Annotated in this window: 24 protein-coding genes, 1 riboswitch and 1 other annotated feature; of the genes, 13 read left to right on the forward strand and 11 right to left on the reverse strand. The window is 51.6% G+C overall.

Annotated features, from left to right (window positions below; all coding sequences use genetic code 11):
* Window positions 1–57: 57 nt before the first annotated feature.
* The 5 genes from BMY11_RS16390 to BMY11_RS16410 all read left to right on the forward strand — a co-directional run bounded on the left by BMY11_RS16390 (window position 58) and on the right by BMY11_RS16410 (window position 5113).
* The gene (locus BMY11_RS16390) at window positions 58–942 is read left to right on the forward strand and encodes a helix-turn-helix transcriptional regulator (protein ID WP_090578231.1); all 885 of its coding nucleotides are present in this window, start codon (window positions 58–60) and stop codon (window positions 940–942) included.
* A 21-nt stretch (window positions 943–963) separates the two neighbouring features.
* Window positions 964–1776 carry an HNH endonuclease gene (locus BMY11_RS16395; RefSeq protein ID WP_090578234.1) on the forward strand — a complete coding sequence of 271 codons (813 nt, stop codon included), beginning with the start codon at window positions 964–966 and terminating at the stop codon, window positions 1774–1776.
* Window positions 1777–1892: 116 nt separating this feature from the next.
* A complete protein-coding gene (locus tag BMY11_RS16400) occupies window positions 1893–2588 on the forward strand; it encodes a CAP domain-containing protein (protein WP_090578238.1) in 696 nt (231 codons plus the stop codon).
* A 158-nt stretch (window positions 2589–2746) separates the two neighbouring features.
* Window positions 2747–3895: an ATP-binding protein gene (locus BMY11_RS16405; RefSeq protein ID WP_090578241.1), complete on the forward strand. Its 1149-nt coding sequence runs from the start codon at window positions 2747–2749 to the stop codon at window positions 3893–3895.
* Window positions 3896–3961: 66 nt separating this feature from the next.
* Window positions 3962–4168, forward strand: a riboswitch (cyclic di-AMP (ydaO/yuaA leader).
* A 114-nt stretch (window positions 4169–4282) separates the two neighbouring features.
* Window positions 4283–5113: a 3D domain-containing protein gene (locus BMY11_RS16410; RefSeq protein WP_090578244.1), complete on the forward strand. Its 831-nt coding sequence runs from the start codon at window positions 4283–4285 to the stop codon at window positions 5111–5113.
* A gap of 78 nt (window positions 5114–5191) precedes the next feature.
* Here BMY11_RS16410 and BMY11_RS16415 read toward each other — a convergent pair whose 3' ends face one another.
* The gene (locus BMY11_RS16415; RefSeq protein ID WP_090578247.1) at window positions 5192–6115 is read right to left on the reverse strand and encodes a polysaccharide deacetylase family protein; all 924 of its coding nucleotides are present in this window, start codon (window positions 6113–6115) and stop codon (window positions 5192–5194) included.
* A gap of 177 nt (window positions 6116–6292) precedes the next feature.
* Between BMY11_RS16415 and BMY11_RS16420 the strand changes: the two genes are divergently transcribed.
* Window positions 6293–7252 carry an alpha/beta fold hydrolase gene (locus BMY11_RS16420; RefSeq protein ID WP_090578251.1) on the forward strand — a complete coding sequence of 320 codons (960 nt, stop codon included), beginning with the start codon at window positions 6293–6295 and terminating at the stop codon, window positions 7250–7252.
* A gap of 18 nt (window positions 7253–7270) precedes the next feature.
* Window positions 7271–7930 carry an SGNH/GDSL hydrolase family protein gene (locus BMY11_RS16425; protein ID WP_090578254.1) on the forward strand — a complete coding sequence of 220 codons (660 nt, stop codon included), beginning with the start codon at window positions 7271–7273 and terminating at the stop codon, window positions 7928–7930.
* Window positions 7931–8056: 126 nt separating this feature from the next.
* Here the strand turns inward: BMY11_RS16425 and BMY11_RS29325 are convergent, their stop codons facing one another.
* The 3 genes from BMY11_RS29325 to BMY11_RS16435 all read right to left on the reverse strand — a co-directional run bounded on the left by BMY11_RS29325 (window position 8057) and on the right by BMY11_RS16435 (window position 10612).
* Window positions 8057–8185 (reverse strand): hypothetical protein, encoded by a 129-nt coding sequence (locus BMY11_RS29325; RefSeq protein ID WP_256217558.1) that lies wholly within the window; start codon window positions 8183–8185, stop codon window positions 8057–8059.
* Window positions 8186–8213: 28 nt separating this feature from the next.
* Window positions 8214–9236: a zinc-binding alcohol dehydrogenase family protein gene (locus BMY11_RS16430; protein ID WP_090578257.1), complete on the reverse strand. Its 1023-nt coding sequence runs from the start codon at window positions 9234–9236 to the stop codon at window positions 8214–8216.
* Between the two features lie 116 nt (window positions 9237–9352).
* On the reverse strand, window positions 9353–10612 hold the full coding sequence (locus BMY11_RS16435; RefSeq protein ID WP_090578260.1) for a methyl-accepting chemotaxis protein: 1260 nt from the start codon (window positions 10610–10612) through the stop codon (window positions 9353–9355).
* Between the two features lie 243 nt (window positions 10613–10855).
* Between BMY11_RS16435 and BMY11_RS16440 the strand changes: the two genes are divergently transcribed.
* Complete coding sequence (locus BMY11_RS16440) at window positions 10856–11266, forward strand: O-methyltransferase (RefSeq protein ID WP_090578263.1); 411 nt, start codon at window positions 10856–10858, stop codon at window positions 11264–11266.
* Window positions 11267–11336: 70 nt separating this feature from the next.
* Here BMY11_RS16440 and BMY11_RS16445 read toward each other — a convergent pair whose 3' ends face one another.
* The 3 genes from BMY11_RS16445 to BMY11_RS16455 all read right to left on the reverse strand — a co-directional run bounded on the left by BMY11_RS16445 (window position 11337) and on the right by BMY11_RS16455 (window position 12970).
* Window positions 11337–11543: an alpha/beta-type small acid-soluble spore protein gene (locus BMY11_RS16445; protein ID WP_090578266.1), complete on the reverse strand. Its 207-nt coding sequence runs from the start codon at window positions 11541–11543 to the stop codon at window positions 11337–11339.
* A gap of 152 nt (window positions 11544–11695) precedes the next feature.
* A complete protein-coding gene (locus tag BMY11_RS16450) occupies window positions 11696–12028 on the reverse strand; it encodes a DUF1980 domain-containing protein (protein WP_090578269.1) in 333 nt (110 codons plus the stop codon).
* 21 nt (window positions 12029–12049) lie between these two features.
* Complete coding sequence (locus tag BMY11_RS16455) at window positions 12050–12970, reverse strand: permease (RefSeq protein ID WP_256217559.1); 921 nt, start codon at window positions 12968–12970, stop codon at window positions 12050–12052.
* Between the two features lie 224 nt (window positions 12971–13194).
* Here BMY11_RS16455 and BMY11_RS16460 point away from each other — a divergent pair, with 224 nt between their 5' ends.
* The 3 genes from BMY11_RS16460 (at window position 13195) to trpS (ending at window position 19407) form a co-directional block, all read left to right on the forward strand.
* Entirely contained in the window at window positions 13195–15228 is a 2034-nt protein-coding gene (locus BMY11_RS16460; protein WP_090578277.1) for a hypothetical protein, read from the forward strand.
* The gene (locus tag BMY11_RS16465) at window positions 15185–17200 is read left to right on the forward strand and encodes a beta-propeller fold lactonase family protein (RefSeq protein WP_256217561.1); all 2016 of its coding nucleotides are present in this window, start codon (window positions 15185–15187) and stop codon (window positions 17198–17200) included. The genes BMY11_RS16460 and BMY11_RS16465 overlap by 44 nt, the downstream gene beginning before the upstream one ends.
* A 926-nt stretch (window positions 17201–18126) precedes the next feature.
* Window positions 18127–18369: a binding site (T-box leader), on the forward strand.
* A gap of 51 nt (window positions 18370–18420) precedes the next feature.
* Window positions 18421–19407, forward strand: a complete 987-nt coding sequence (gene trpS, locus BMY11_RS16475; protein WP_090578284.1) for a tryptophan--tRNA ligase — start codon at window positions 18421–18423, stop codon at window positions 19405–19407.
* A 50-nt stretch (window positions 19408–19457) separates the two neighbouring features.
* On the opposite strand, the gene BMY11_RS16480 is transcribed toward trpS, so the two are convergent.
* Window positions 19458–19658, reverse strand: a complete 201-nt coding sequence (locus BMY11_RS16480; protein WP_090578287.1) for a DUF5325 family protein — start codon at window positions 19656–19658, stop codon at window positions 19458–19460.
* Between the two features lie 117 nt (window positions 19659–19775).
* On the opposite strand from BMY11_RS16480, the gene BMY11_RS16485 reads away from it, so the two are divergent.
* Window positions 19776–20012 (forward strand): alpha/beta-type small acid-soluble spore protein, encoded by a 237-nt coding sequence (locus BMY11_RS16485; RefSeq protein WP_090578290.1) that lies wholly within the window; start codon window positions 19776–19778, stop codon window positions 20010–20012.
* 136 nt (window positions 20013–20148) lie between these two features.
* On the opposite strand, the gene BMY11_RS16490 is transcribed toward BMY11_RS16485, so the two are convergent.
* On the reverse strand, window positions 20149–21135 hold the full coding sequence (locus BMY11_RS16490) for a metal-dependent hydrolase (RefSeq protein WP_090578293.1): 987 nt from the start codon (window positions 21133–21135) through the stop codon (window positions 20149–20151).
* Window positions 21136–21301: 166 nt separating this feature from the next.
* Between BMY11_RS16490 and BMY11_RS16495 the strand changes: the two genes are divergently transcribed.
* Entirely contained in the window at window positions 21302–21601 is a 300-nt protein-coding gene (locus BMY11_RS16495; protein ID WP_090578296.1) for a hypothetical protein, read from the forward strand.
* Here the strand turns inward: BMY11_RS16495 and gerQ are convergent.
* Window positions 21579–22121, reverse strand: coding sequence for a spore coat protein GerQ (gerQ, locus tag BMY11_RS16500; RefSeq protein ID WP_090578299.1), 543 nt, complete (start codon window positions 22119–22121; stop codon window positions 21579–21581). The two genes, BMY11_RS16495 and gerQ, sit on opposite strands and share 23 nt — an antisense overlap.
* 42 nt (window positions 22122–22163) lie before the next feature.
* Window positions 22164–22586, reverse strand: coding sequence for a cell wall hydrolase (locus BMY11_RS16505; protein ID WP_090578302.1), 423 nt, complete (start codon window positions 22584–22586; stop codon window positions 22164–22166).
* Window positions 22587–22785: the final 199 nt, after the last annotated feature.

Here is a 22785-nt window from a genome sequence, read left to right on the forward strand (position 1 = left end):
TTTATGGTAAGATTCGAGTGAGAGATATATAAAATAGTTTAGGCAGGATATCATAATATGGAACAGCTAACTGAGCGGAAGCAATTTAACATAAACGGGCAGCAGCAAAACCGGTTCATGTTCAAAATCGGCGAATTCGAGCTGCCGCTCTATATGGATAGCATTGGCTTCAATCCGGAGCAGGAATCGGTAGACCGGACGAAAGGATATCCGTACTTTCACTGGCTGCAAACGATTGAAGGAGAAGGGGAATTCGAGCTGAACGGCAGACGCTACTCGCTGCCGCCGGGGCATGGCTCGCTGCTCTTCCCAGGTGTGCCGCATTTCTATGCTGCTAAGGGCGGACGGAAATGGTCCACGCTCTATGTGACATTCGGCGGCGTATTGGCGGCTGCGATGCTTGCGTCGCTTGGCATTCGGCATACGGAGTGGCTGCATTGGGATGAAGATGCGCCAATCACTTCGCAGCTCATTACGATGATCAATCAGGCGCAGCATGACGAGGACCGGACGGGTCTCAACGCATCGGCGCAGCTTTACCGGTTCCTTACGATGATTAAGATTTATGGACAGAAGGGCGGCCGTTCATCGGTATTCCAGCATTTGGAGAAGCTGGACCCGCTGCTCGGATGGCTGGATGTGAATTACGGCGATCCCGATATAAGCCTTACGGATATGGCGGAGAAGCTTTTAATTAGCCCGCGTTACTTGAATTCACTGTTCAGACAAGCCTTCGGCATTACAGCGTATGCCTACTTGATCCGACTGCGCATTATCAAGTCCAAAGAAATGATGAGCCTTGGCGACAGCTCACGCTCCATCAAAGACATCGCGCAGCTATCAGGTTATCGCGATTCCAGCCATTTTATTGCGGCATTCGGCAAGACGGAAGGAATTACGCCAGAGCAGTTCCGCAAGCTGCACGGCTTAATATCAGGCTAAAGCGAAAGCGAGAATAGAGCGATGGAAACGAAGCAATGTACAGTATGCGGGCAAGAGAAGCCGCAATCCGCGTTCACGAAGCGGGCAGGTAAGAGCGGCCGGCGCGGAACATGCCGCTCCTGTATGCGTCGGCGTAAGCGTGATACGATAACGGCAATATTGCCGCGGCATTCGGATTCAGCCGTCGTTGTAGAGACGGCTGCGAGCATAACAATCCAAGCAGCCGCAGAAGTGGCTGCTGTGGGACAAGCTGCTGCGTCTGAACCGCGAGGTGTCGAAGGCGCCGCATCGGAATCACCGCCCGCACGAACACGCAAGAGAAAGCATAGGCGCCGCCGCGGACGTTACAACAAATCGGCAAGACTGCGGAAGCAGCAGGAGACACAGCAGACAGCAGAAGTGATAAAGCTGCCAGTTCGGCCGCCGGACCGCGTCATTAAGCAAATTCAAGGCTCCTTCACGTTCGCCACCTCGGTTTTGAACGACAGGGGAAGGGGACATATACGGCTGCGCGGCTATCGGGAGACAGGGAAGCGCTGGTCGACGGTCATTCCGACGGAGATGGCCGTTCGCATGGTAGAAGAAGGCGCAGCAGGCATAATTAATTCAGGCATGATCCATAAGCTGTATACGAAGACGGATTTCAGACTGCTTATTCTGCAGCGCGACGATTATATTTGCCGTTATTGCGGGAAATTCGGCGACACGATCGACCATGTCATGCCAAAGTCGAAGGGCGGTCTGTCATCGCCAGCCAATTGCGTATGCGCTTGCTCGGAGTGCAATCTCAAGAAAGCCGATAAATTAGACTTTGTTAATAATGATGATTTCTAGCGGGTTTGACGCGTATTTTCCAATATTTAGTTCATGAAAAATGAATAACTCCCGTGTTAGTATGAGTGGCGTCGGGGCGCCCGGCATACAACATTTGTAAACGAGGAGGATTTTTCATGAAGATGCAACCATTTCGTATAGGTGTAGCTAGTGTACTCGCCGCGAGCTTGATCGCGCTTGGAGGAGGAGCAGCCCTGCAGAAGGCAGAAGCAGCCTCCGTGAACAGTTCCGTCTCTTATAAAGTAACAAGCACGGATACGATGTATAAAATCGCAAAGAAATACGGTGTGAGCTTGAATACGTTGATCGCGGCTAACCCGTCCATTAAGAATCCGAATATTATCTGGGCAGGCATGGTTGTGAAGGTGCCTGTGACGACAACAACTGGCAGTGGCAGCACAGGGTCCGGTTCGACAACAACGCCGACAACGAGCACGACGGACAAGTCTACTTTTGCAGCTCAAGTTGTGACGTTTGTGAACCAGGAACGCGCTAAGACAGGCCTTACTGCGCTTAAATCCGATACATTGCTGACGAAGGTCGCGCTGGATAAAGCGAAAGATATGTATACGAACAATTACTTTGACCATAACTCGCCGACCTACGGATCTCCGTTCGATATGATGCGTGCTTACGGAGTCACTTACTCTTATGCAGGTGAGAATATCGCCAAGGGTCAGCGTACGCCTGCGGAAGTCATGACGGCATGGATGAACAGTCCAGGTCATAAAGCGAATATTATGAGCGCCAACTACAAGAAAATTGGCGTTGCTTACTACAACGGTGAATGGGTACAAGAGTTTACATCATAAGAGTGCAAGTAGCGGTAAGCGGTCCCAGATGGCCGCTTTTTTTTATTTTGGTTTACATAATTATTGCATGAGAGAAATTTAATTCTTCATTCTGCGCAGGTATTGGGTAAATAAAGGCGAAATCTACTCTAACGAATTTGACTACTCGGAGGTCCATTATGCGGCGGAAGGCAAGGGCAATATACTGCAACCAGACGTTGGCTGAACGAACGAAGAGGAAATTAACGCTTACAAGCCAAGAGCGCGATAACGATGCATCTTATTCAGTTGCGCTAAGCTATCAGCGTTTAATTAAATATTTGCCTGAGCCGATCTTTGTGCATGACGGAATTGAAGTGCTGTTCGCGAATCAAGCGGGACTTCGTTTGCTTGGCATGACTGAACTGTCAGAGATCATGGATGAGGTAAAGATTTGGAAGTTCATGCACCCGGACAATCAGGTGCGTTCAATGGAGCGAATCCGCGCGGTCATGCAGACGGATGAGCCGAATGAATTCGAGGAATGCCGCCTTATTGACGTGAGTGGCGAGGTCATTGATGTGGAGGTATCCAGCACCCGTATACATAACTATCCGGGGAGAGGAACTGTTGTTCAGAGCGTCTTTCGCGATATCCGTGGACGGAAGAAAGAAGAAGAGGCGCTCATTCACTCCGAGAAGCTCTCCGTTGCTGGACAGATGGCGGCGGGAATTGCACATGAAATTCGTAATCCGCTGACCTCCTTGATCGGCTTCTCGAAGTTTCTGAAGACGAAGATCGATAAGTATCATGAGTACTTTGACATTATGCTCGTAGAGCTCGACCGGATCAATTCGATCGTGCAGGAGTTTATGGCGCTGGCGAAGCCGCAAGCAAGCCAGTTCCGCAAGCATGATCTGAACCGGATTATTGGTAATGTGCTGACGCTGCTCGAAACGCAGGCGATTCTGAAAGATGTGCAGATTATCCCTCAGCTCGATTCCGAAGTGACGGAGCTGCTCTGTGACGAGAATCAGCTGAAGCAAGTATTCGTCAATGTGCTTAAGAATGCTATCGAGGCGATGCCAAGCGGCGGGATCATTACCATTACACTTACGAATGTAGATGCGCAGCAGATTGCTGTGTCGATCATCGACGAAGGAACGGGCATCCCAGAGGAGCAGCTTCCTAAGCTCGGCGGTCCGTTCTTCACGACAAAGGACAGCGGAACGGGACTTGGTCTTATGATTTGCTACCGGATCATTGAAGGTCATCAAGGGAAAATGGATATTAAAAGCATGCCCGGAAAAGGGACGACGGTAGCGATTCGACTGCCGCGCAATCTATAATTACGCAGCATTATGGGGATGTTGGTTGCTTTTACCTGTAGGATTGGCATGAGTTTCTGTGTTATCCTTTAACGCGAGCCGAAACATTATGTGCGGGGGATTTATTAGAGCAAAGAAGACGTTGAAAAAAGTCGCTTTTGCTCGCCAGTCACTATTGGCTGGTTAACGCGCTGTCAGCAGCGCTGGGGTGAATCGTTTGGTTAACAAGCGTAGGGCGGAACTCCTTTCGTCCGAATCCGACAACTAACCTCGTAGGCCGCATGCGATGAAGATGAGTAGCTGGCTTAGCCATTAAGCAGCTTGACCTGTCAGCATCGTATTGACGGAATATATCTGAGTCGTTCAAACAAGGATATATGTCCGTAAAGTTAAAGGAGGACGTTCATATTGAAGCAATCATTCTGGAAAAAGAGCGCGTTACTCGCAGCACTTAGCATCGCGATCTTCACACACGCGGGCGCAGCGCAAGCAGCATCGGAGTATACGGCGACGGACAAAGATACGTTTTGGTCGTTGTCGCAGAAATTCGGCGTATCGCTGGAGCAGCTGCTCAAGGCGAATCCGATGATCGATCCTACGAATGTGTATAAGGGACTGACGATCGTTATTCCAACGACAGTTACAGTCGCGAACTCGAAGCAGGATGCACCGCAGCCGATTGCGCAAGAGTCGAAGCAGGCTGAACAAGCGGCAAAGCTGGAGAAGTCAGCAGAGGAGCCTGTGAAAGCCGAGAAATCGGTCAAGGCTGCGAAGAAAGCGGCAGAGCCGAAGAAAGCCCCTAAAGCAGAGGCAGCAAAGAAAACGGTCAAGAAAGCTGCAAAGAAGAAGTCGAGCCAATCGACGGCAGCGAAAAGACAAGCGAAGCAAAATGAAATTACGGTTGGCGGCAGAGCATATGACGTCTCGGATGTTGTACAGGTTAAAGCAAGCGCTTATACGGCACATCCGTCGGAGAACGGCTGGGGAGCGGTCGACTACTTCGGCAATCCGCTGAAGCTCGGTACGGTTGCAGTAGACCCAAGCGTCATTCCGCTTGGAAGCAAATTGTATATTACCGGTTACGACCATGATGGGTTGCCAGTCGGCGGCATGATGGGAGTTGCTACCGATATGGGAAGCGCCATAAAGGGCGACCGTATTGATATCTTTGTTCCGCAATCGAAGGAAGCTGCGAGCGACTTCGGTTTCCAATTCGTAAAAGTATTTATTCTAGATTAGTCTTACCTTGTAGAGAAACCCGCGTCTTATGGCCGCCTGGGTTTCTTTTTTATTTTGGGCTAAGTCGGCTGCGGCTGCTTAACGGCTGCGCCTGTTGCGTCCAGCTGGCCGGTTTAAGAGCTCCGGCAGAGTAACGATCTGATAGCCTTTGCTGCGCAGCAGTTGAATGAGCCGTGGAAGCGCAGCTATCGTTCCAGAGAGGTCCTGACCTTCGCCGCCGCCTGCATGCTGCAGGATAATGGAGCCGGGCTGCAGTGTCCGCTTAATATTGATGAGGATGCGGTTACTGTCGAGGCTCTTCCAATCGACGGAATCGGTATCCCAGTTCACCACGATATAGCCGCGGCTGCGCAGCCAATCGACCTGGTACGGCGTAATCTCTCCGTAAGGCGGACGGATGAACTTCGGACTATAGCCGATCAAAGGGCGGATGATCCGGTCGGTCCGCACAATTTGCTGCTCGAATGCATAGCGCGAGATACGGGAGAATACAGCATGATCGTACGAATGATTGCCGATGATATGTCCTTCTCTGCTGATACGCTGTACGAGCGCCGGATGTGCCGCTGCCCGCGAGCCAACGACAAAGAAGGTCGCGCGCACTTTGTAGCGGGCAAGCGTCTCAAGCACCTGCGGCGTAAAGCGCGGATCGGGCACGTCGTCGAACGTAAGCGCGACTCTGCGCGAACCTCGTGGTCCCCAGATTACGAAGGAGCCCGGGAACATACGCTGCAGCGTAACCCACGACATCGCTTCTGCACGGCTTCGTTTCTTCTTCTTATTTAGCTGCTGGCCGCTCGTGAAGGAAGGCTCTGCTTCTGCTGGTGACTGCCAGCTGCTCCCGAACTCTGTCACGGCAGCTCTAGTCCGATCAGATAGCGGGGGAGGGCTCGCAGATGCAGTAGCTCTGTCACCTTGTATGGCATCTATGCCGCCGCATACACATAGGATCCAGGTCAGAAGCAACAACAATGCTTTGCGAGCTCTGCGCGTCGTTCCCATGGACCTTTTCCCCCCGTCAACCAGAATGAACTACCTGCAGTGTTTGCTGTCTTAAACATTCGATTTCATTGTGCCCTCTCCACACTTGATCATGCATGAGACGCAACTTCACACTTTACAGCAGCAGGCTCACCACGTAACATGAAGAGGAATAATGGTGAAAAGGAGACCGTACATATGCCAACAATTGATATGCCCTTGCATGAATTGAAAACGTATTCAGGCATAAATCCGCGCCCGTCCGACTTCGACGACTATTGGGAGCGGGCACTGAACGAGCTGCGCCAGGTTGACGCTGCCATTGAACTTGTTCCAAGCTCCTTCCAGACGCCGACAGCAGAATGCTTTGATTTATATTTTACAGGAGTAAAAGGTGCTCGCATTCATGCTAAATATGCGCGTCCGCGCCATTCGAACGGGCCGCATCCTGCGGTTGTCCAGTTCCACGGCTATACGGGCAACGCCGGGGATTGGCAGGATCGCCTCATCTATGTATCACTTGGATTTTCCGTATTTGCGATGGATTGCCGTGGACAAGGCGGCGGCTCCGAGGATAGCGGCAGCGTGAAGGGCAATACGCATAACGGCCACATTATTCGCGGCTTGGACGACAGCGAGGACCAGCTCTTATTCCGTCATATTTTCCTCGACACTGCACAGCTAGCTGGGATTGCCTTGGAGATGCCTGAGGTTGATCCGAAGCGTGTCTATGCGATGGGCGGCTCGCAGGGTGGTGCTCTTACAATTGCGTGTGCAGCGCTTGAGCCTCGTGTAGCGAAGCTTGCGCCTGTGTTCCCATTCTTGAGCGACTACCGCCGCGTATGGGATATGGATCTCGACAAGGATGCGTATGCGGAGCTGCGGACATTCTTCCGTCACTTCGATCCTCAGCATCAACGCGAAGAAGAGATTTTCACGAGACTCGGTTACATTGATATTCAATATTTAGCGAACCGGATTAAAGGTGACGTGCTGATGGGTGTTGGCTTGATGGATACGATCTGTCCGCCCTCGTCGCAATTCGCTGCCTATAACAAAATTACAGCTCCGAAGCGGCTTGAAATTTATCCGGATTTTGGACATGAATGGCTGCCGGGACTGAACGATAAAGTAATCCAATTTTTCTTGGAAGAATAGAGGGGGCTTGAACGAATCATGCGTCTGACGAGCAAAGATAAGCTAGTGATGATAGGGGACTCGATTACGGATTGTGAACGTGCAAGACCGGTCGGAGAAGGGCTGTTCGGAGCGATCGGCAAAGGATATGTGAGCGTCGTTGATGCGCTGCTATCCTCGACCTATCCGGAGCTTGGCATTCGAGTCGTGAATATGGGGTCGAGCGGCAACACGGTGCTGGATTTGAAGGAGCGTTGGCAGACGGACGTCATTGATCTGAAGCCGGATTGGCTATCCATCATGATCGGGACGAACGATGTGTGGCGTCAATATGACAGCCCGACAATTCCAGAGCAGCACGTCTACCTCGAAGAATATGAAGCGACGCTGGATCAGCTCGTTGCCGAGACATTGCCTTCTGTAAAAGGAATCGTGTTGATGACGCCGTTCTATATCGAGCCGAATACACAAGACTTGATGCGTGCGGAGATGGACCGTTACGGTGCGGCTGTGAAGCGCATTGCCGAGAAACACGGCACTCTGTTTGTTGATACACAGGCAGCGTTCAATCAAGTGCTGGAGCATCTATATTCCGGCACAATCGCATGGGATCGCGTTCATCCGAACCATACGGGCCATGCCGTTCTTGCTCGAACATTTTTGCAGGTAATCGGTTACGATTACAATAAAGGAATTTAACGGATTGGAAGACTACAAAGGTCGAGTTTGGGGCTTATATTGCCCCAGAACTCGATCTTTTTGGTTCATGCTTGCTCAGCGCCAAAACTAACCCCGAAAAACCACTGAGCGAACATTTACGTTCTCTCAGAGCAGAGCGAACACGCTCGCCGCGCGAAGATGGTGCTGAGAGAACAGATATGCGCTCTCAGCAGCCCCAACCGTCGCTTTCGGCGTTGGTGTTACCCGAGAGAGCGTATTGGCTCTTTCAGCCACACTCACGCTGTCTCACGGCCCAATAACGTTACTGCCACTTCTCAATGACCAGCTTGCCGATCATCGAACCGGATTCGAGCTTCGCATGCGCGGCTCGCAGGTTCGCGGCGTTAATCGGCGACAGCCTCTCCGTCATCGTCGACCGCAGCGCGCCTTCATCGACGAGCTGCGAGACTTCGCTTAGCAGCCGGTGCTGTTCGATCATGTCGGCTGTCTCGAACATGGCTCGTGTAAACATAAACTCCCACACGAAGGAGGCGCTCTTGCTCTTCAGAAGATGCAGCGGTACAGGCTCGGTCGTGTCAACGATGGAACAGATCCCTCCTTGTGGAGAAATAGCTTGAACCATGCTCATGAAGTGAGCTGTCGTGGCATTGGTGCACAGGATGTAATCAACATAACGGAAACCGATGGCCTCAAGCTGCGGTGTCCATGGCTCGTGATGATTGATTACATGATCCGCCCCATGCTTCAAAGACCATTCCCGAGAATCCGCTCGGGAAGCAGTTCCGATAACACTCAAACCTGCCAGCTTCGCCAATTGCAGCGCAATAGAGCCGACACCGCCAGCCGCACCTACGATAAGAATCGTTTTGCCGGCATTGTCGTTCTGATCTCTAGCGATGTGCAGCCTGTCGTGCAGAGCTTCCCACGCTGTAATGGCTGTTAACGGAAGGGCAGCCGCTTCAGCAAAATCAAGCGATGCCGGCATAAGGGCCACAATCCGCTCATCGACGAGCTGATACTCGCTGTTGCTGCCTTGACGCGTAATGCTGCCCGCATAATACACACGGTCACCTGGCTGGAACAATTGACAATCAGGCCCGACTGCATCCACGATACCCGACGCATCAAAGCCGAGAATGCGAGGAGCTGTCTCAACCTTATCCTTCGGCGCACGCAGCTTCGTATCGACCGGATTCACCGAGATCGCTTCGACCTTCACTCGTACATCTCGTCCAATCGGGGCAGTGGGCTTCTCCACTTTGATATCCATTAAACTATCTTCTCGTTCGATTGGAAGGTACTTCGTGAGACCGACCGCTCGCATTATTTGTGTCAATTCCTCAACTTCCCCTCTACAAATGAATGTGTTCACATTATAACAAAAAATCCCCCACCCTTGGCCCCAGAAGCGGGAGGATGGAGGACACAGATCATACTTGATTATATTTTGAAAATCGACATTGTGCGCTGCAGCTGCATGACGATTTGCTGCATTTTCTCCGTTTCCGTTACAACATCTTGAACCGAACCCATTTGCTCATTCATCGATGCGGACACCTGCTCTGTGCCTGCTGCCGATTGCTGCGTAATTGCGGAGATGTTCTGGATGGTTCCGGAAATTTTGCGAGCGCTCTCCATCATTTGATCGCTCTCAGCCGAGAACTCAGTTATTTGCTGCGTAATGAACTGCACGCTTGTAACGAGCTCGGAGAAGACCAACTCTGAATCGCGCAGCATTTGCATTTGCAGCTGAACGACCTCTTCGTTTACTTTAATATTCTGAATGGCCTGCTTAACGCCTTGATCGATGCTGCGTACGAGCGTATGTATTTCCTTCGTGGAGGAGGTCGACTCTTCCGCCAGCTTGCGTACTTCCTGAGCAACAACAGCGAAGCCGCGACCGTGCTCGCCTGCCCGTGCTGCTTCAATTGAAGCGTTCAGCGACAGCAGGTTTGTCTGTTCCGCGAGATCAGAAATCGTGCGCGTAATGGCCGAGATTCCATCAGCTTTGCGGGCAAGCTCCTCAATGGCATCCGCCACCTGCGAAGTCGCTTCAACGTTACGGGACATACCATGCGATTGACTCTCAACCGCCAGGCGTCCGCGTTCAACGAGCGCGATTGTCTGTTCAGAGCGCATGTTCATTTCTTTCGTGGAATGTGCATACGTCGTCACTTTAGTCTCAATATCACGAATGGAGTCCGCCATATCGCTGACATCCTCGGAAATCGTATTCGCACCTGTTGCAAGCTCGCCGGCGGAAGTAGCCACCTGCTCCATAACTTGCTTCAAGTTAATATTTTTATCGAAGATGCTGCGGCTTGTATCGTTTACGACTCTCGCAATCGTTGATGTTTCCTTTAATATCTCGCGCACCTTGTCCACCATGCTGTTGAATGAATGGCCGAGCTCGCCAAGCGATGCGGAAGAGGAGGTGTCTACTTTCTTAGTGAAATCACCCTTCGCAATGCTGAATGCGATAGAAGTCATTTCATCAATCGAAGATGTAAGCGCATTCTCAATGACACGCACAAGAGGGAAGGTTACTGCTGCTGCTATCACAATAATGACAAGGCCGAGTACAATACTGCCACCGGTCAGCAGCAATCCAAGAATGAGCGCAATTGAGAAGATCGCGACAATTGTGTAGCAACCGGTCAAAAGCTTGTTTCGAATCGACATAGAATGGAACCATTGCATCGTAAAAAGCGCCCCTTTATTTGGAATACCACTATTATATCACCGCCTAGAGGTTTGTCTATATTCGTATATACGAAACGAAGGGTGTCGAAGGGTGGGGTTGTATATGACAGCTAGATGTCGAATGAACTATTTTTTTGTAAGGTTTTTGTAAAATAATATTGATGTCTATAATTTAATGGCATATAATGGGTCCATAGGCTGGCATCGCCTAATATGAAAAGAAGATGGAGGCGGACAAGGATGAATTTGGATACAATGCCGTTAAGTCGTCAAGTTGATTTCGTTTTTAATCAATTGGAAGAGGAGCTTCTTCATTCTCTGGCAGGTACTGTAATCATACAAATTCGTAATAACATCGTTGGCAAGTACGGCGTTCGCCACAATCCAATTGAGAGCAAGAACGGAGAAATTGGTGAAGCGGAGCAAGGCATGACCAGAGAACAGGTACAAGCCTTCCGCAAGATGGCTGTCGATTCCATTCGTTTGAAGCGCAATTGGACGCATGGGGAAATTTTATATGATTTCTCAGTCCGTTCTGGCACAAGCACGTGGTCGGCAAGTATCTCGTTCGAGAGTAACTATAATTTGGCAGCAGGGATGTTCCGCTATACACCGAAGTATGCACAGCACGCACTGCGTGAGACGCCTTAACTATACATAACGAGAAAAAAGCTGCCCTCATGCTCATGCGGGGCAGCTTTTTCTTTCGTTCTGCGCTTGATTAGCGAGCGGATCTACCTGCAAGTTGTTGTTCTGCTATTTGAACGAGCTTGCGTGTGATATTACCACCGATCGAACCTGCGTCACGAGTCATCATGTCGCCGTAATAGCCATCTGCAGCGAACGCAATACCGAGCTCTCTTGCTACTTCGTATTTCATTTGATCAAGCGCCGCACTTGCTCCTGGTACGACTAATGTATTAGCCATTGTAATCACCTCCTGCTCTTATGCTACGGAAGAAACTACGTATTGCCGTTCTCGTGTATCTCACCGTCGTTTCTTCTTGCGTTTAGTATGGTTGCTATGGCGGTTTCTATACGAAAACGGATTCAACTATTTCGATGTAATTTTTTCCAATTTTATAGAAGGAAGCCAAGCGCTAGCGGAAGAACGAATAGACTGTAAATACCGAGATTCGCGAGCAGTGATGCAGAAGGCTCATGATTGCAATCGCAGAGAGCAGCAGTGACACCTTGCCATTCCTGCAAGGCAGAATGGAGCTGATAGATGGCAGTGGCAAACAGCCCAATCGCGGATAGCTTCACATACACGGACAAGTTAGGCTCGACATATTGCGCCAGCATATGGGTTTGAACGAGAAAAATAATATAGAGCCCGAAGCCGGTTAATATACCGCTCCGAATAAGATGGTGAATAATGGCTCTGCGCTGCGCGGTAGAAAGGGTTCGCATGACTCGTATACCTCCTTCAGGTTAGAGATGGAAAATGAGCTTCTCCGTTAGGATGGATAGCGCCCAGACACTGACAGCCAGGAAGAGTACGATGCCAATCACGACTTTGCTGCGGAACGTAGAGAAGAGCATGAGCAGGCTCTTCACATCAACCATCGGTCCGAAGACGAGGAAGGCGAGCAGTGCACCGGGTCCGAAAATGCCGTGAAACGATGAAGCGACAAAAGCATCCGAGGTCGAGCAGAGCGAAAGTGCAAAGGCGGCTCCCATCATGAATAGATTGGCAATGCCCGGATGGCCGCCGATGGACAAGAGTACATCCTGCTTCACGAGCGATTGCACAATCGCTGTAATGAAGGCGCCGATAATTAAATATTTGCCGATGTCGAAGAACTCGTCCGAGGCATGGTTGAAGGTTGCTTGAATCCGTCCGCGGATGCCGTCATTCATGCTGCCATAATTGTAATTATGACCGTAATCGGATTCGCGCGAGCGTCCGGATAGCGAGTGGATGCCGAGCTTCAGCGGGCTTCGCTTCATGAATCGATACATCAGGAGCCCAAGTAGGACGCAGACCGCAAGTGCAAGTCCCATTCGCGAATAGGCGATTAGGGGTTCGGATTGGAAAGCGCTGTACGTGGATGTGAATACGACGGGATTAATGATTGGACCTGCAAAAATAAACACCATCCCGATATATGGAGGCATCCCTTTGCGAATAAGCCGGCGTACGACCGGAATCATTCCGCACTCGCATAGCGGCAGCAGCAGGCCAAGCAAGCTGCCGAACAGGACGCCAGCAATAGGATTTTGAGGTGTAATCCGGTCGATCATCGAGTCTGAGACAAATACTTGCAGCAGCGCTGAGATGAGCACGCCAAGCAGGATGAACGGAAATGCTTCAACGATGATGCTTATAAAGATATGCTGAAAGTCATACATGACTGCTCTTGGTCCCCTTTCCATGAAAACAAGTGCCAGATGCGGTTAGGTCAAGCTGTGATTGCTATGTATTAAGTTATGCGCGGGTGAAGCGAGGCAGGACAGCCCAGTTATTAATTTTATGAAGTAACGTATAAAACCATTGCCAACCTTTTGGTAAAGGAGTAGAATTCGCAATATGTGATATTTATGATAATGATTCTCATTCTTACTATGGTTGGGAGATTGTGGAGATGAAGTGGAAATTGGGGAGAAGAACAAGAAGCGCTGCTGCGTTATCAGCCGTTCTTGCATGTTCGGTTGCAGTAACAGGCTGCGGCTCTGAAGCACAGGTGAAAGTAACGGAGTATAGCTTCGACACCGCTGGAAATATGTTTGCTTATGCGGAATTTGAGCTTTCGGGCGAACCGCTCGCGGAGTCGCTTGGTGCTGATCTGGACGTTCTGGATGCAGGCAAGCCGGATTCGCCGACGGCGTTCGATTACATAGCTGGCATTGAGTCCTACGAGTACTCTGAGGAAGCGATGTACGAAGTGGTGGAGAAGTCCGGTTTAGGGCTTCATCTCGTGAATGGTCCTGCTGTTACGGAAGAAGCACAGAAGGCCGGCATGAAGAATAACGAGCTGCTTGCGTCCCGTTTTGTGAAGATGGCAGACAGTGTGGGTCAGCCTGCGGATCAGATCCAGCAGAACATGTATCCGACTTTTATTGAATATTCCGCAGGCGATCCGCATTACGTACAGAAGCTTGCGACAGACAAATTCGCCGATGGCGAGGATGGCGCATATATACCGAAGATTCAAGTGGATTTCGGCACGCTTCGCTGGAACCGCGACAAGATGAAGAAGCAGCTCATTCCGGCGGCTTATGGCGGCACGATGCTGAAGCAATCGCTGTGGGCAGGCGACTTCCTTGGCAATCTGCATGACTCTAAGTCCGACGAGGAGGTCGACGCTTCTACTGCAACGGAGGGTCCTGAAGGCGACCAAGGACTGAAGCTCGGCGTTAGCTCCAGCGACGGGATGCAAGGGATGATTTTGACAGAGGAAGTGTGGAATAAGCTCTTATTCGTCCGTGATCATCTGTTCTACAATCCATCGTCGAAGTCGCTTGGCACGCTGGCAGCAGGCGCGTATTTGCCGCATGCCGTTGATGTGGAGGAGAATGGAGATAAGGATTTCCCGAATGTGAAAAGCATGAGCGTATCCGATGGGCGCAGCTTGCTGCAGGATCAATGGCTGATGCTGTGGCCGGCGTCAGAGTTCTTCGGCATGACGGATCAGCGTTCTGCGAATCCGAACCGCAATCCGGCGTTTGCGCGTGTATTTGACGGTGATCCGTTCCCGGCAGCGCCAGCAGTAAATACGGATGCGGATGCTTCGAACGATGTTGCGTCAAGCGATCCCTATACGGTTTCTCGCGATGTCCTGCTCGGTGTCTTCGATAACATGAAGACACGTCACTGGAATGAGAAGGCCGGTGCCTTCGTGACGGAGTCGGACGGCGATAAGCAGGGCACGACGGTCGATACGTTCCAAGCGGGCTATACGATCGAGGCGCTGCGGATGTTCGAGCGGGCGATCGACGGCTTGCCGGTTGGCTATGCGAACGGCGATGCGGCGGAAGGCATGGGCACAAAAGAAGGTGCAGATGCAAAAGCGATGCTTGTGAAGCAAGCAGATTTCATCTTGCAATCGTTAATTAATAAAGACGGCTTGGCAGTCGACAGCTACGATACAGCGAAGGGCGAGGCAAGCTCGAAGACGACGCTGCAGGCGCAGATTGGCGCCATCCGTGGTTTAACATCCGCGTTCCTTGCGACTGAAGATGAGAAATATCGCGATGCGGCACGTAAGCTGTATACGACAATGGATGAGAAGCTGTGGGATGACGGCCTTAAAGCATACAAAACAAGCGGCAAAGACGCAAAATATGACGCATTCACGGTTGGCGGCGTGTCTGCTGTGCTTCGTCTTGCTTTGTCCAACTTGAAGAATACGAGCGAAGACACAGACTCGCCGAAGGCGCTGGATCAAAGCGCGATTCAGGAGCGCTATGTAACGTTCTTCCGCCAAGTGGTGGACGGTCCGACCCTTGAGGAAGGCATGCAGGCGAGCGAATTCTGGGATACCGGCGACGTGTACAAAGAAGGCGACGATTCCGGCAACACGGACGGCGACAATGTACCACAGCTCCAGAAGGGACATGGTGAGTATGGCATTGCTCCAATCCTTTTACCGGTATCGGTGTCCAAGTAAAGGTTTGCGAGGTTTCAAGCTGGCGGCGAGTGCAATTGCACTTGCCGCTTTGGCTGCTTTTACGACAGGCTGCGGATGGTTTGGTGATCGGCACGAGGTGATGCCTGCGCCGGTCTCCGGTAGCAGCATTGTAGCCTCGCCGGACGGGAAGCAGTTGTATGTAGCGAATGGAGATACGAATACGGTGTCCGTCGTTGATGTGGCTGACCGCAAAGTGGTGAAGGAGATCGCTGTCGGCAAAGAGCCTCGTGAGCTTGCGGTTTCACCGGACGGGAAGACGCTATATGTGACTTGCCGTTATGCGGGCAGTGTCGAGTGGGTCGCTTTAGGTGAGGGACGGGTCATTGGCACGGCGAAACCGGGCATTGAACCGTATGGCATTGTAGAGAGCCCGGACGGGAAGCGCCTTTATGTGAGCAGCTATCGCTCTGGGACGGTGTCCGTCATTGACGCTGTGAGCCGCAAGGTGCTGCAGCAAGTGAAGGCTGGTGACAATCCGCGTGCTTTGGCGCTCACGGCAGATGGAGGGACATTATATGTGTCTGATTATTTGCATGCGCGGACGATGCGGTTCCGCACGGATACGATGGAGCAGCTTGGCGAGAGTCAGCTTGCGGCGTCACCAGATATGAAGGATAGGAAGAAGAGCCAGGGAACTCCGAATACGGTGGAGCAGCTGCGACTGACTCCTGACGGCAAGTCGCTCTGGGAGGCGCACCTGCTGACGAATACGGATACGCCGATTCAGTTTGAGGAAGTGATTTTCCCAGCTTTGTCAGTTGTGGATGCAGGGAGCGGCACGGAGGATACGAAGGCGCGCAAGGAGCTGTTTAAGGGGATTGATGTGAAGGATAAGCTCGGTAAGTCAACCATCGTCTCGAATCCGACCGATATCGTGTTCACGCCAGAAGGTAAGAAAGCATATGTGCTTATGGGCGGCAGTGAAGACTTGATCGTGTTCGATCTGGATCGAGGCGGCAGGGCAAGTCAGATGATTCATCATTTACCAGGAGATCTTCCGATTGGGATGGTTATGTCACCGGATGGTCGTGAATTGTACATTCATAATTCGAACTCGCATGATTTGACTTATGTATCGCTGCCTGCTTCTGACGAGGACGGCGGGAGAGCTCAGGTGGATGGCAAGCCGCTGCGTTTGATCGCGGCGGACCGGCTGAATGCACAGCAGCGTCTTGGCAAGACGCTGTTCTACAGCGCGAACAGCGACGATAATCCGCTCGCGGGCAACAACTGGATGAGCTGCGCTTCTTGCCACTCCGACGGCGAGGTGGACCAGCTGACGCTGACGACGGGAAAAGGGCCGCGGAACGTGCCGAGCAATGTGCTTGCTTTTGAGACGGGGCTGTTCATGTGGGATGGCAGTCGGGACGACTTTACCGACTACATCCATACGGTACAAGGCGAGATGGGCGGCTTGTCGGAGGTTGATCCAATAAAGCCGATGCCTGCGGATAAGCAGAAGCTGTTCGATGCGCTGGAGGCGTATATGCGGATGCCGGATGCTTTTCCGGTGCCGCAGAGCCCGTACCGTACAGCGGACGGGAAGTTGACTGCCGCGGCGGAGAGCGGCAGGGCTCTGTTCGAGGGCAAGGCGCTGTGCATCACGTGCCATGCGACCGATGCCTTGACGGATAGCGTCAAGGCGGTGGGCAGTGACGGCAAGCTGTCGACGGCGAATGCCGACTATCTGCACGACGTCGGCACGGTGAGCAAGACGGACACGGACTATGCGGGCGATGCGCGCGGCAGCTTCTTGAACAAGCGTGTCCGCGGGCTCTACGACACGCCGACGCTGCGCGGCATCTATGCGACCGCTCCGTACCTCCACGACGGCAGCGCAGCCACGCTGGAAGACGTCATCAAACGCGCAGGCGACCAGCACGGCCACACATCCGAGCTGTCGGATAAGGAAGTGCAGGATTTAGTCGCGTATTTGAAGCAGATTGAGTAGCTGTGGCTGCCGGGAGTCGATTGTGACTCCCGGCAGTTTTTTGTTTTGGGGAGCGGGGAGAAGCAGGTCCGCCTAAGTGGAGCAAGAAGCTGGTTTGGTGGACTACATTGGCGGAAATCTGACGGAATGAGGAGATGTAGCTGGTTTGGTGGACTACATTGGCGGAAATCCAGCGGAATGATGGAATGTAGCTGGTTTGGTGGACTACATTGATGGAAACCCAGCGGAATTATGGGATGTAGCTGGTTTGGAGGACAAAGAGAATCCGCAGGGATCTACATTAGTGGAAAAGCAGCCAAAACGGCGAAAGAGAATCCCCCAGGGATCTACATTGGCTCACAAAATAGCACTAAGCTATCCCAAAGTGGCAGTCGGCGTCGAAGGAGTAACCAGCTCGAAGTGGCAGTCGTCGTCGAAAGAGTAACCAAGCTCGAAGTGGCAGTCGGGGTCAAAGGAGTAACCAAGCCGAAGTGGCAGTCGGCGTCGAAAGAGTAACCAAGCCCGAAGTGGCAGTCGTCGTCGAAAGAGTAACCAAGCTCGAAGTGGCAGTCGGGGTCAAAGGAGTAACCAAGCTCGAAGTGTCAGACAGTTAGCTGACCGCCAAGGCGGTCCCTTGCGCAGTAAAGTGTGTCCCGGAGGGACGAAAACGAGGATGCGCTCGAAAGCATGCTATAGCGCCGCTGTAGCAGCCCAAGACAAACCTTCCGGTGTCCAGAGGGTGGTAACCCCTCGGGGTCCCCCTTCAAGGGGGATTTAGGGGGTGTTAGTACGATTCAGGAAGGGGTAGTAGGATAAAGTGGTTTAGTGTGATTCAGGAGGTGTTAGATGAACCTAAGAGGTTTTAGAGGTTTAAGCGAAGGTTTCACGAGGGTATCGTCATAGGGCATCAGCCCTTGACAAATCCCCCGGAGGGAGTATAATCGGTTGCAAATGCAATGACGGGAAAAAGTAAGCTTGGATTGTACGCTTCAGAGAGCCGGTGGTTGGTGGGAACCGGCGCAAGCATCCGATGCCGAATGGGTCCCTGAGCAGCGATGAGGAAAGCCGTCCTTCTGGAGGACTGCCGTATATATCGCCGATTCGCTCCACGTTATGGAGCTTGGAGATTTGCTTGTTATGTACTCATCAGGCGAATAAATTAGGGTGGCACCACGGTCCTCGTCCCTTGCGGCGGAGGGCTTTTTTTGTGTTCAAAAAAGTGTATTTGAGGAGGAACTCACATGCCACGCGTACTATCCGGCATTCAACCTAGCGGTCAGCTGACACTAGGCAATTACATCGGCGCGATTCAAAATTTCGTCAAGCTGCAAGAAACTCATGAGTGCTTCTTCATGGTCGTAGACCTGCATGCCATCACGGTTCCGCAGGAGCCAGCAGCACTCCGCGAGCAGACAGAAGCGGTAGCTGCGCTGTTCATCGCAGCAGGCATCGATCCGACGAAAGCGAGCGTATTCGCACAATCCCACGTTGCCCCGCATGCGGAGCTTGGCTGGTTGTTTACGACGCTTGCTTATATGGGTGAGCTGGAGCGGATGACGCAGTTCAAAGATAAATCGAGCGGCAAAGACTCAGTTGGCGCAGGCTTATTCGTCTACCCGACGCTGATGGCTGCAGACATCCTGCTCTATAACGCAGACCTCGTCCCGGTCGGCGATGATCAGAAGCAACATTTGGAGCTGACACGCGACCTGGCACAGCGCTTCAACCAGCGCTATGGCGACATGTTCACTGTTCCACAGCCTTACATTCCGAAGGTCGGCGCGCGCATCATGTCACTTGATGACGGCACCAAGAAGATGAGCAAGAGCAATCCGAACCCGGCAAGCTACATCGCACTGCTTGACCCGCCGGATGTGATCCGCAAGAAGATCAGCCGTGCGACAACAGACTCCGGCCGCGAAGTGAAGTTTAACCCAGCGGAGAAGCCGGAAGTGAGCAACCTGATGAGCATCTACGCGCACTGCGCAGACTTGACGCTGGAAGAGATCGAAGCGCGTTACGATGGTCAAGGCTACGGCGCGTTTAAGAAGGATCTTGCGGAGGCAGTCGTATCAAAGCTCGAGCCGCTGCAGAAGCGATATGCGGAAATCCGCAGCTCCGGCGAAATTCACGATATCTTAAAGCAAGGCGCGGAGAACGTATCTGTCATCGCGCACCAAACGCTTCGTGAGGCGAAAGAGAGAATGGGCTTCCTTCTTCCTCGTTAATGCCACACGGATCACTTGCTTCACTACAAAAAAGGAAGTATAGCGGGCAGCTATACTTCCTTTTTTTCTTCCCCATTTTGCCCGTTACGCCGTCTCATTCTGGCTTTCACAATAAAGCCTGCTCCGATACAGCATATCGTGAGCAAGAAGAACAGCACGGTGAGCCACCCACTATAGCTAATGGAAATAGCTGTCGCGCACATCAAAAGCACCGATAAAACCGCGAAAAACAAGGACATTAGCTTGGACATAAGTGAACATCTCCTTAACCTGATAAATTCTTGATGAATGTTAGCATATTCTTCTCGCAAACGAATCATAATAAGTTTGCAACACACCATCGTAAGAGATGAAAGGAGAAATACCACATGGCAGGACAACAATCTCGAAGCAGCAATACGCTGGTCGTACCGCAAGCAACAGCAGCACTTCAACAAATGAAGTTAGAGGCGGCACAGGAGCTCGGTATTCAGATCCCTCAAGATGGTTACTACGGCAATGTCTCGACTCGTGATGCAGGCTCACTCGGAGGATACATCACACGAAAACTCGTCCAAATTGCTGAACAGCAACTGTCTGGTGGCTCGGGCTCGTCATACCGCTAAGCGGCACACCATTCTCCAAAGAGTAACGGTCAGAAGCTCAAGGGCAGCCTTGAGCTTCTGCTTTTTTTAATTTAATCCTTTTGTCAAAGACCCAAAGAAAAACCTCTTCTATTGTGCAAGAAGAGGCTTCTTTAAGTCAATACGTATTCATGCGCAGCCGCTTCTGCAGCCGATCCTCGCTCAGCCAGCCGACGTAAGAGCCGAGAGTCTTAAACTCGGTATCCATGAGCAGCACGCCGACGAACGGATACTGCTTGCGATGCCTGTAGCGAACATCCGACCAGCGCACCTCGTAACCCCAAGGATGCTCCTGTACCTCTGCGCAAGCGAAGGAGGTGAAGTAAAGAAAAGCGCGGATCGAATGGTCGTTCTTCGATTTCTCGACGGCAGGATGATTGGAGCACTTAGCTCGATCCATCCAGCGGAGCTTGCCGTGCCGGAAGTCGCCGATATAGAAGGAGCCGTCTGCTCTTCGTTTGACAACGTTCCAATCATAGAGCGATATGGTTGGGATCAATATATATTGATCGCCTTCCTCATGAACGGAATCCAGCCGGATCATCCGCGTGCTAAGCGTGCGATGGACGACGGTTCGCCAGATGTAGTAAACAATAAGGAACGCATACAGCGAAGGAAAAATAATCGTCGGATCGCCGATCCGCAGCGCCCACAGCACGATAGCGATGAGGTGGGAGACGAAGATGACCGGATCAAAGATGTGAATAATGTTCCAGGAGATCCATTTTTCAGTAAAGGGTCGCGCTGCTTGAGTACCGTAGGTGTTGAACAAATCTGAGAATACGTGGACAACGACTGCCAAGAGCACCCATCCGCCAACATGCAGCCAAGGCAGGTGGAATCCGAATATAAGCTCGAGTACGGCAGTTATGAGCACCGTCCAGATGAGAATGGCTGGAATGGAGTGCGATGCGCCGCGATGATTACGTATATACAAGGCATTGCTTTTGAACCTAAGCACTCCATCTAAATCTGGGGCCTGAGAGCCGACGACCGTGCCGATTAATACGGCGGCATGTAGCGTCTGGTCTGTTGCGAGAACGGGGTCAATCGAGGCAAGCCCCGCAAGTCCAAGTCCCATGACTAAATGCGTTCCGCTATCCATGTTAGGGGGACCTCCTCGTGAAGTTAAAACATAAATGTGCGAATGCGGTTATACTCCATATATGTACGCTTAAGTATTTTCTGAATCGTGGGCGTTTATTACGAAAACTTCGCTCTGCGCAAAATTAGGCGGGGTTGCTAATTGTTACAGAGAGGACGAAACTGACATGTTTATCTGTTTTGTGGAATATCACATCGCACCGGCCTTTGAGGACAAGTACCGAAGTTGGATGGCTAAGAAGCAGCATGATTTTAAGGAGGCATTTCAATTGTACGAAGGGACGGATCAGCCGCTTCTCTTCGTCGAGGTTTGGGAAGCTGCGACGGAGGAGAAGGCTTCCGGCATAAAAAAAGAACGCTGCGATGAGCGTTCTTCTTGGTATGAGATGTCGGACTGGGTGCCTGGAGGCAGCGCCAAAGTCCATGCATGGACGTTTAAGCCGATTAGCGGCCCATTGGGGCTGTAGCTGTATTCGTTGGAGGTGTCGTATTCGTAATCGTCACGCCGTTAAACGTGTATTCGTAGTTGATAGGACCATCGAACGTGACATAATCGAGGTTCAGCGTGAGCAGTAAGTAGCGCATGCCAGTCGAAGGATCGCTAATGATGATATGATCGCGTCCAGCCGCTTCGATGATACCGCGGAACACTTTCGCATTCCATTCGCGGTTGTTCTCGTACGTCATATAGAACGTAGCCATTTTGCCGCGGTTCAGACGGAGGATGTTCTCCACATAGGACTCCTCTGTTGCTGGTACCGTAATGACATTACCGCCCATCGGTGTTACAAAAGAACCGCTTGGTACGTTAGGCGGCATTGTGGAAGCGCCAGCTACGAATGGCGTTGGCACTGGAGCCGGGAGCGGAGTTGGCATAGGCATAGGCATTGGCATTGGTTGTTGCTGCGGATAGTAGCCGTAACCACCGAATGCTGGCCCTGTGTTTGCTGGACTTACCGCTGTTTTGTACCCGTAACCGTTTGACATAAGTTTAAATTCCTCACTTTCAAAAAATGATTCATTTTAAAGTTAATAAACTGCTGGACATTCGCCAGGCTTCGGCACATAGAAGCAATGAGCCTTGAACTTGCCTTCGAACCGTTGGTCCCACCATGTAGGCGGACAGCTGCCGGCCGGCCGGAAGTACCATAATGCATTCGTCGAAGGCCACAAACGTTCGCCGTTGATGACGCGCTTCGCAAGTGCAATCTCATTGTCTCTGGCAGCCTGATAGAAGTAGCCTTTCTGCGTAGCTTCGAATCCTCCGGGGCTTTGGAATACCATTTGCTGTAGGGTACGGATGTTCTTGAAATCGATACAGTTACCAAGGACGCGGTTAACGCCGACGTTGCCGACCATCAGCATGCCCTGGTTGCCTTCGCCTTCAGCTTCCGCACGGAGAAGCCTAGCGAGCAGCTTGACTTCCTCAGAGTTCGATTTAATGGCTGCCATATCTCTGACCTTCCACTTCCTTTCACCCACTTGGGCCAATAACCACATTGATAGTGTATTGATAAATGGGCAAAATGGTTCCAAAGGGTGTCAAATTCATGAACTGGACCCGCGAACATTGTCAACAGCTTGTTTTTTCGGTATGATTAAGAGCGATTTTAACTCAGAAAATGGGCGAAAGAAGGCTCATGCAGGAGTG

This window comes from Paenibacillus sp. OV219 (genome assembly GCF_900110075.1).
Classification (GTDB): domain Bacteria; phylum Bacillota; class Bacilli; order Paenibacillales; family Paenibacillaceae; genus Paenibacillus_Z.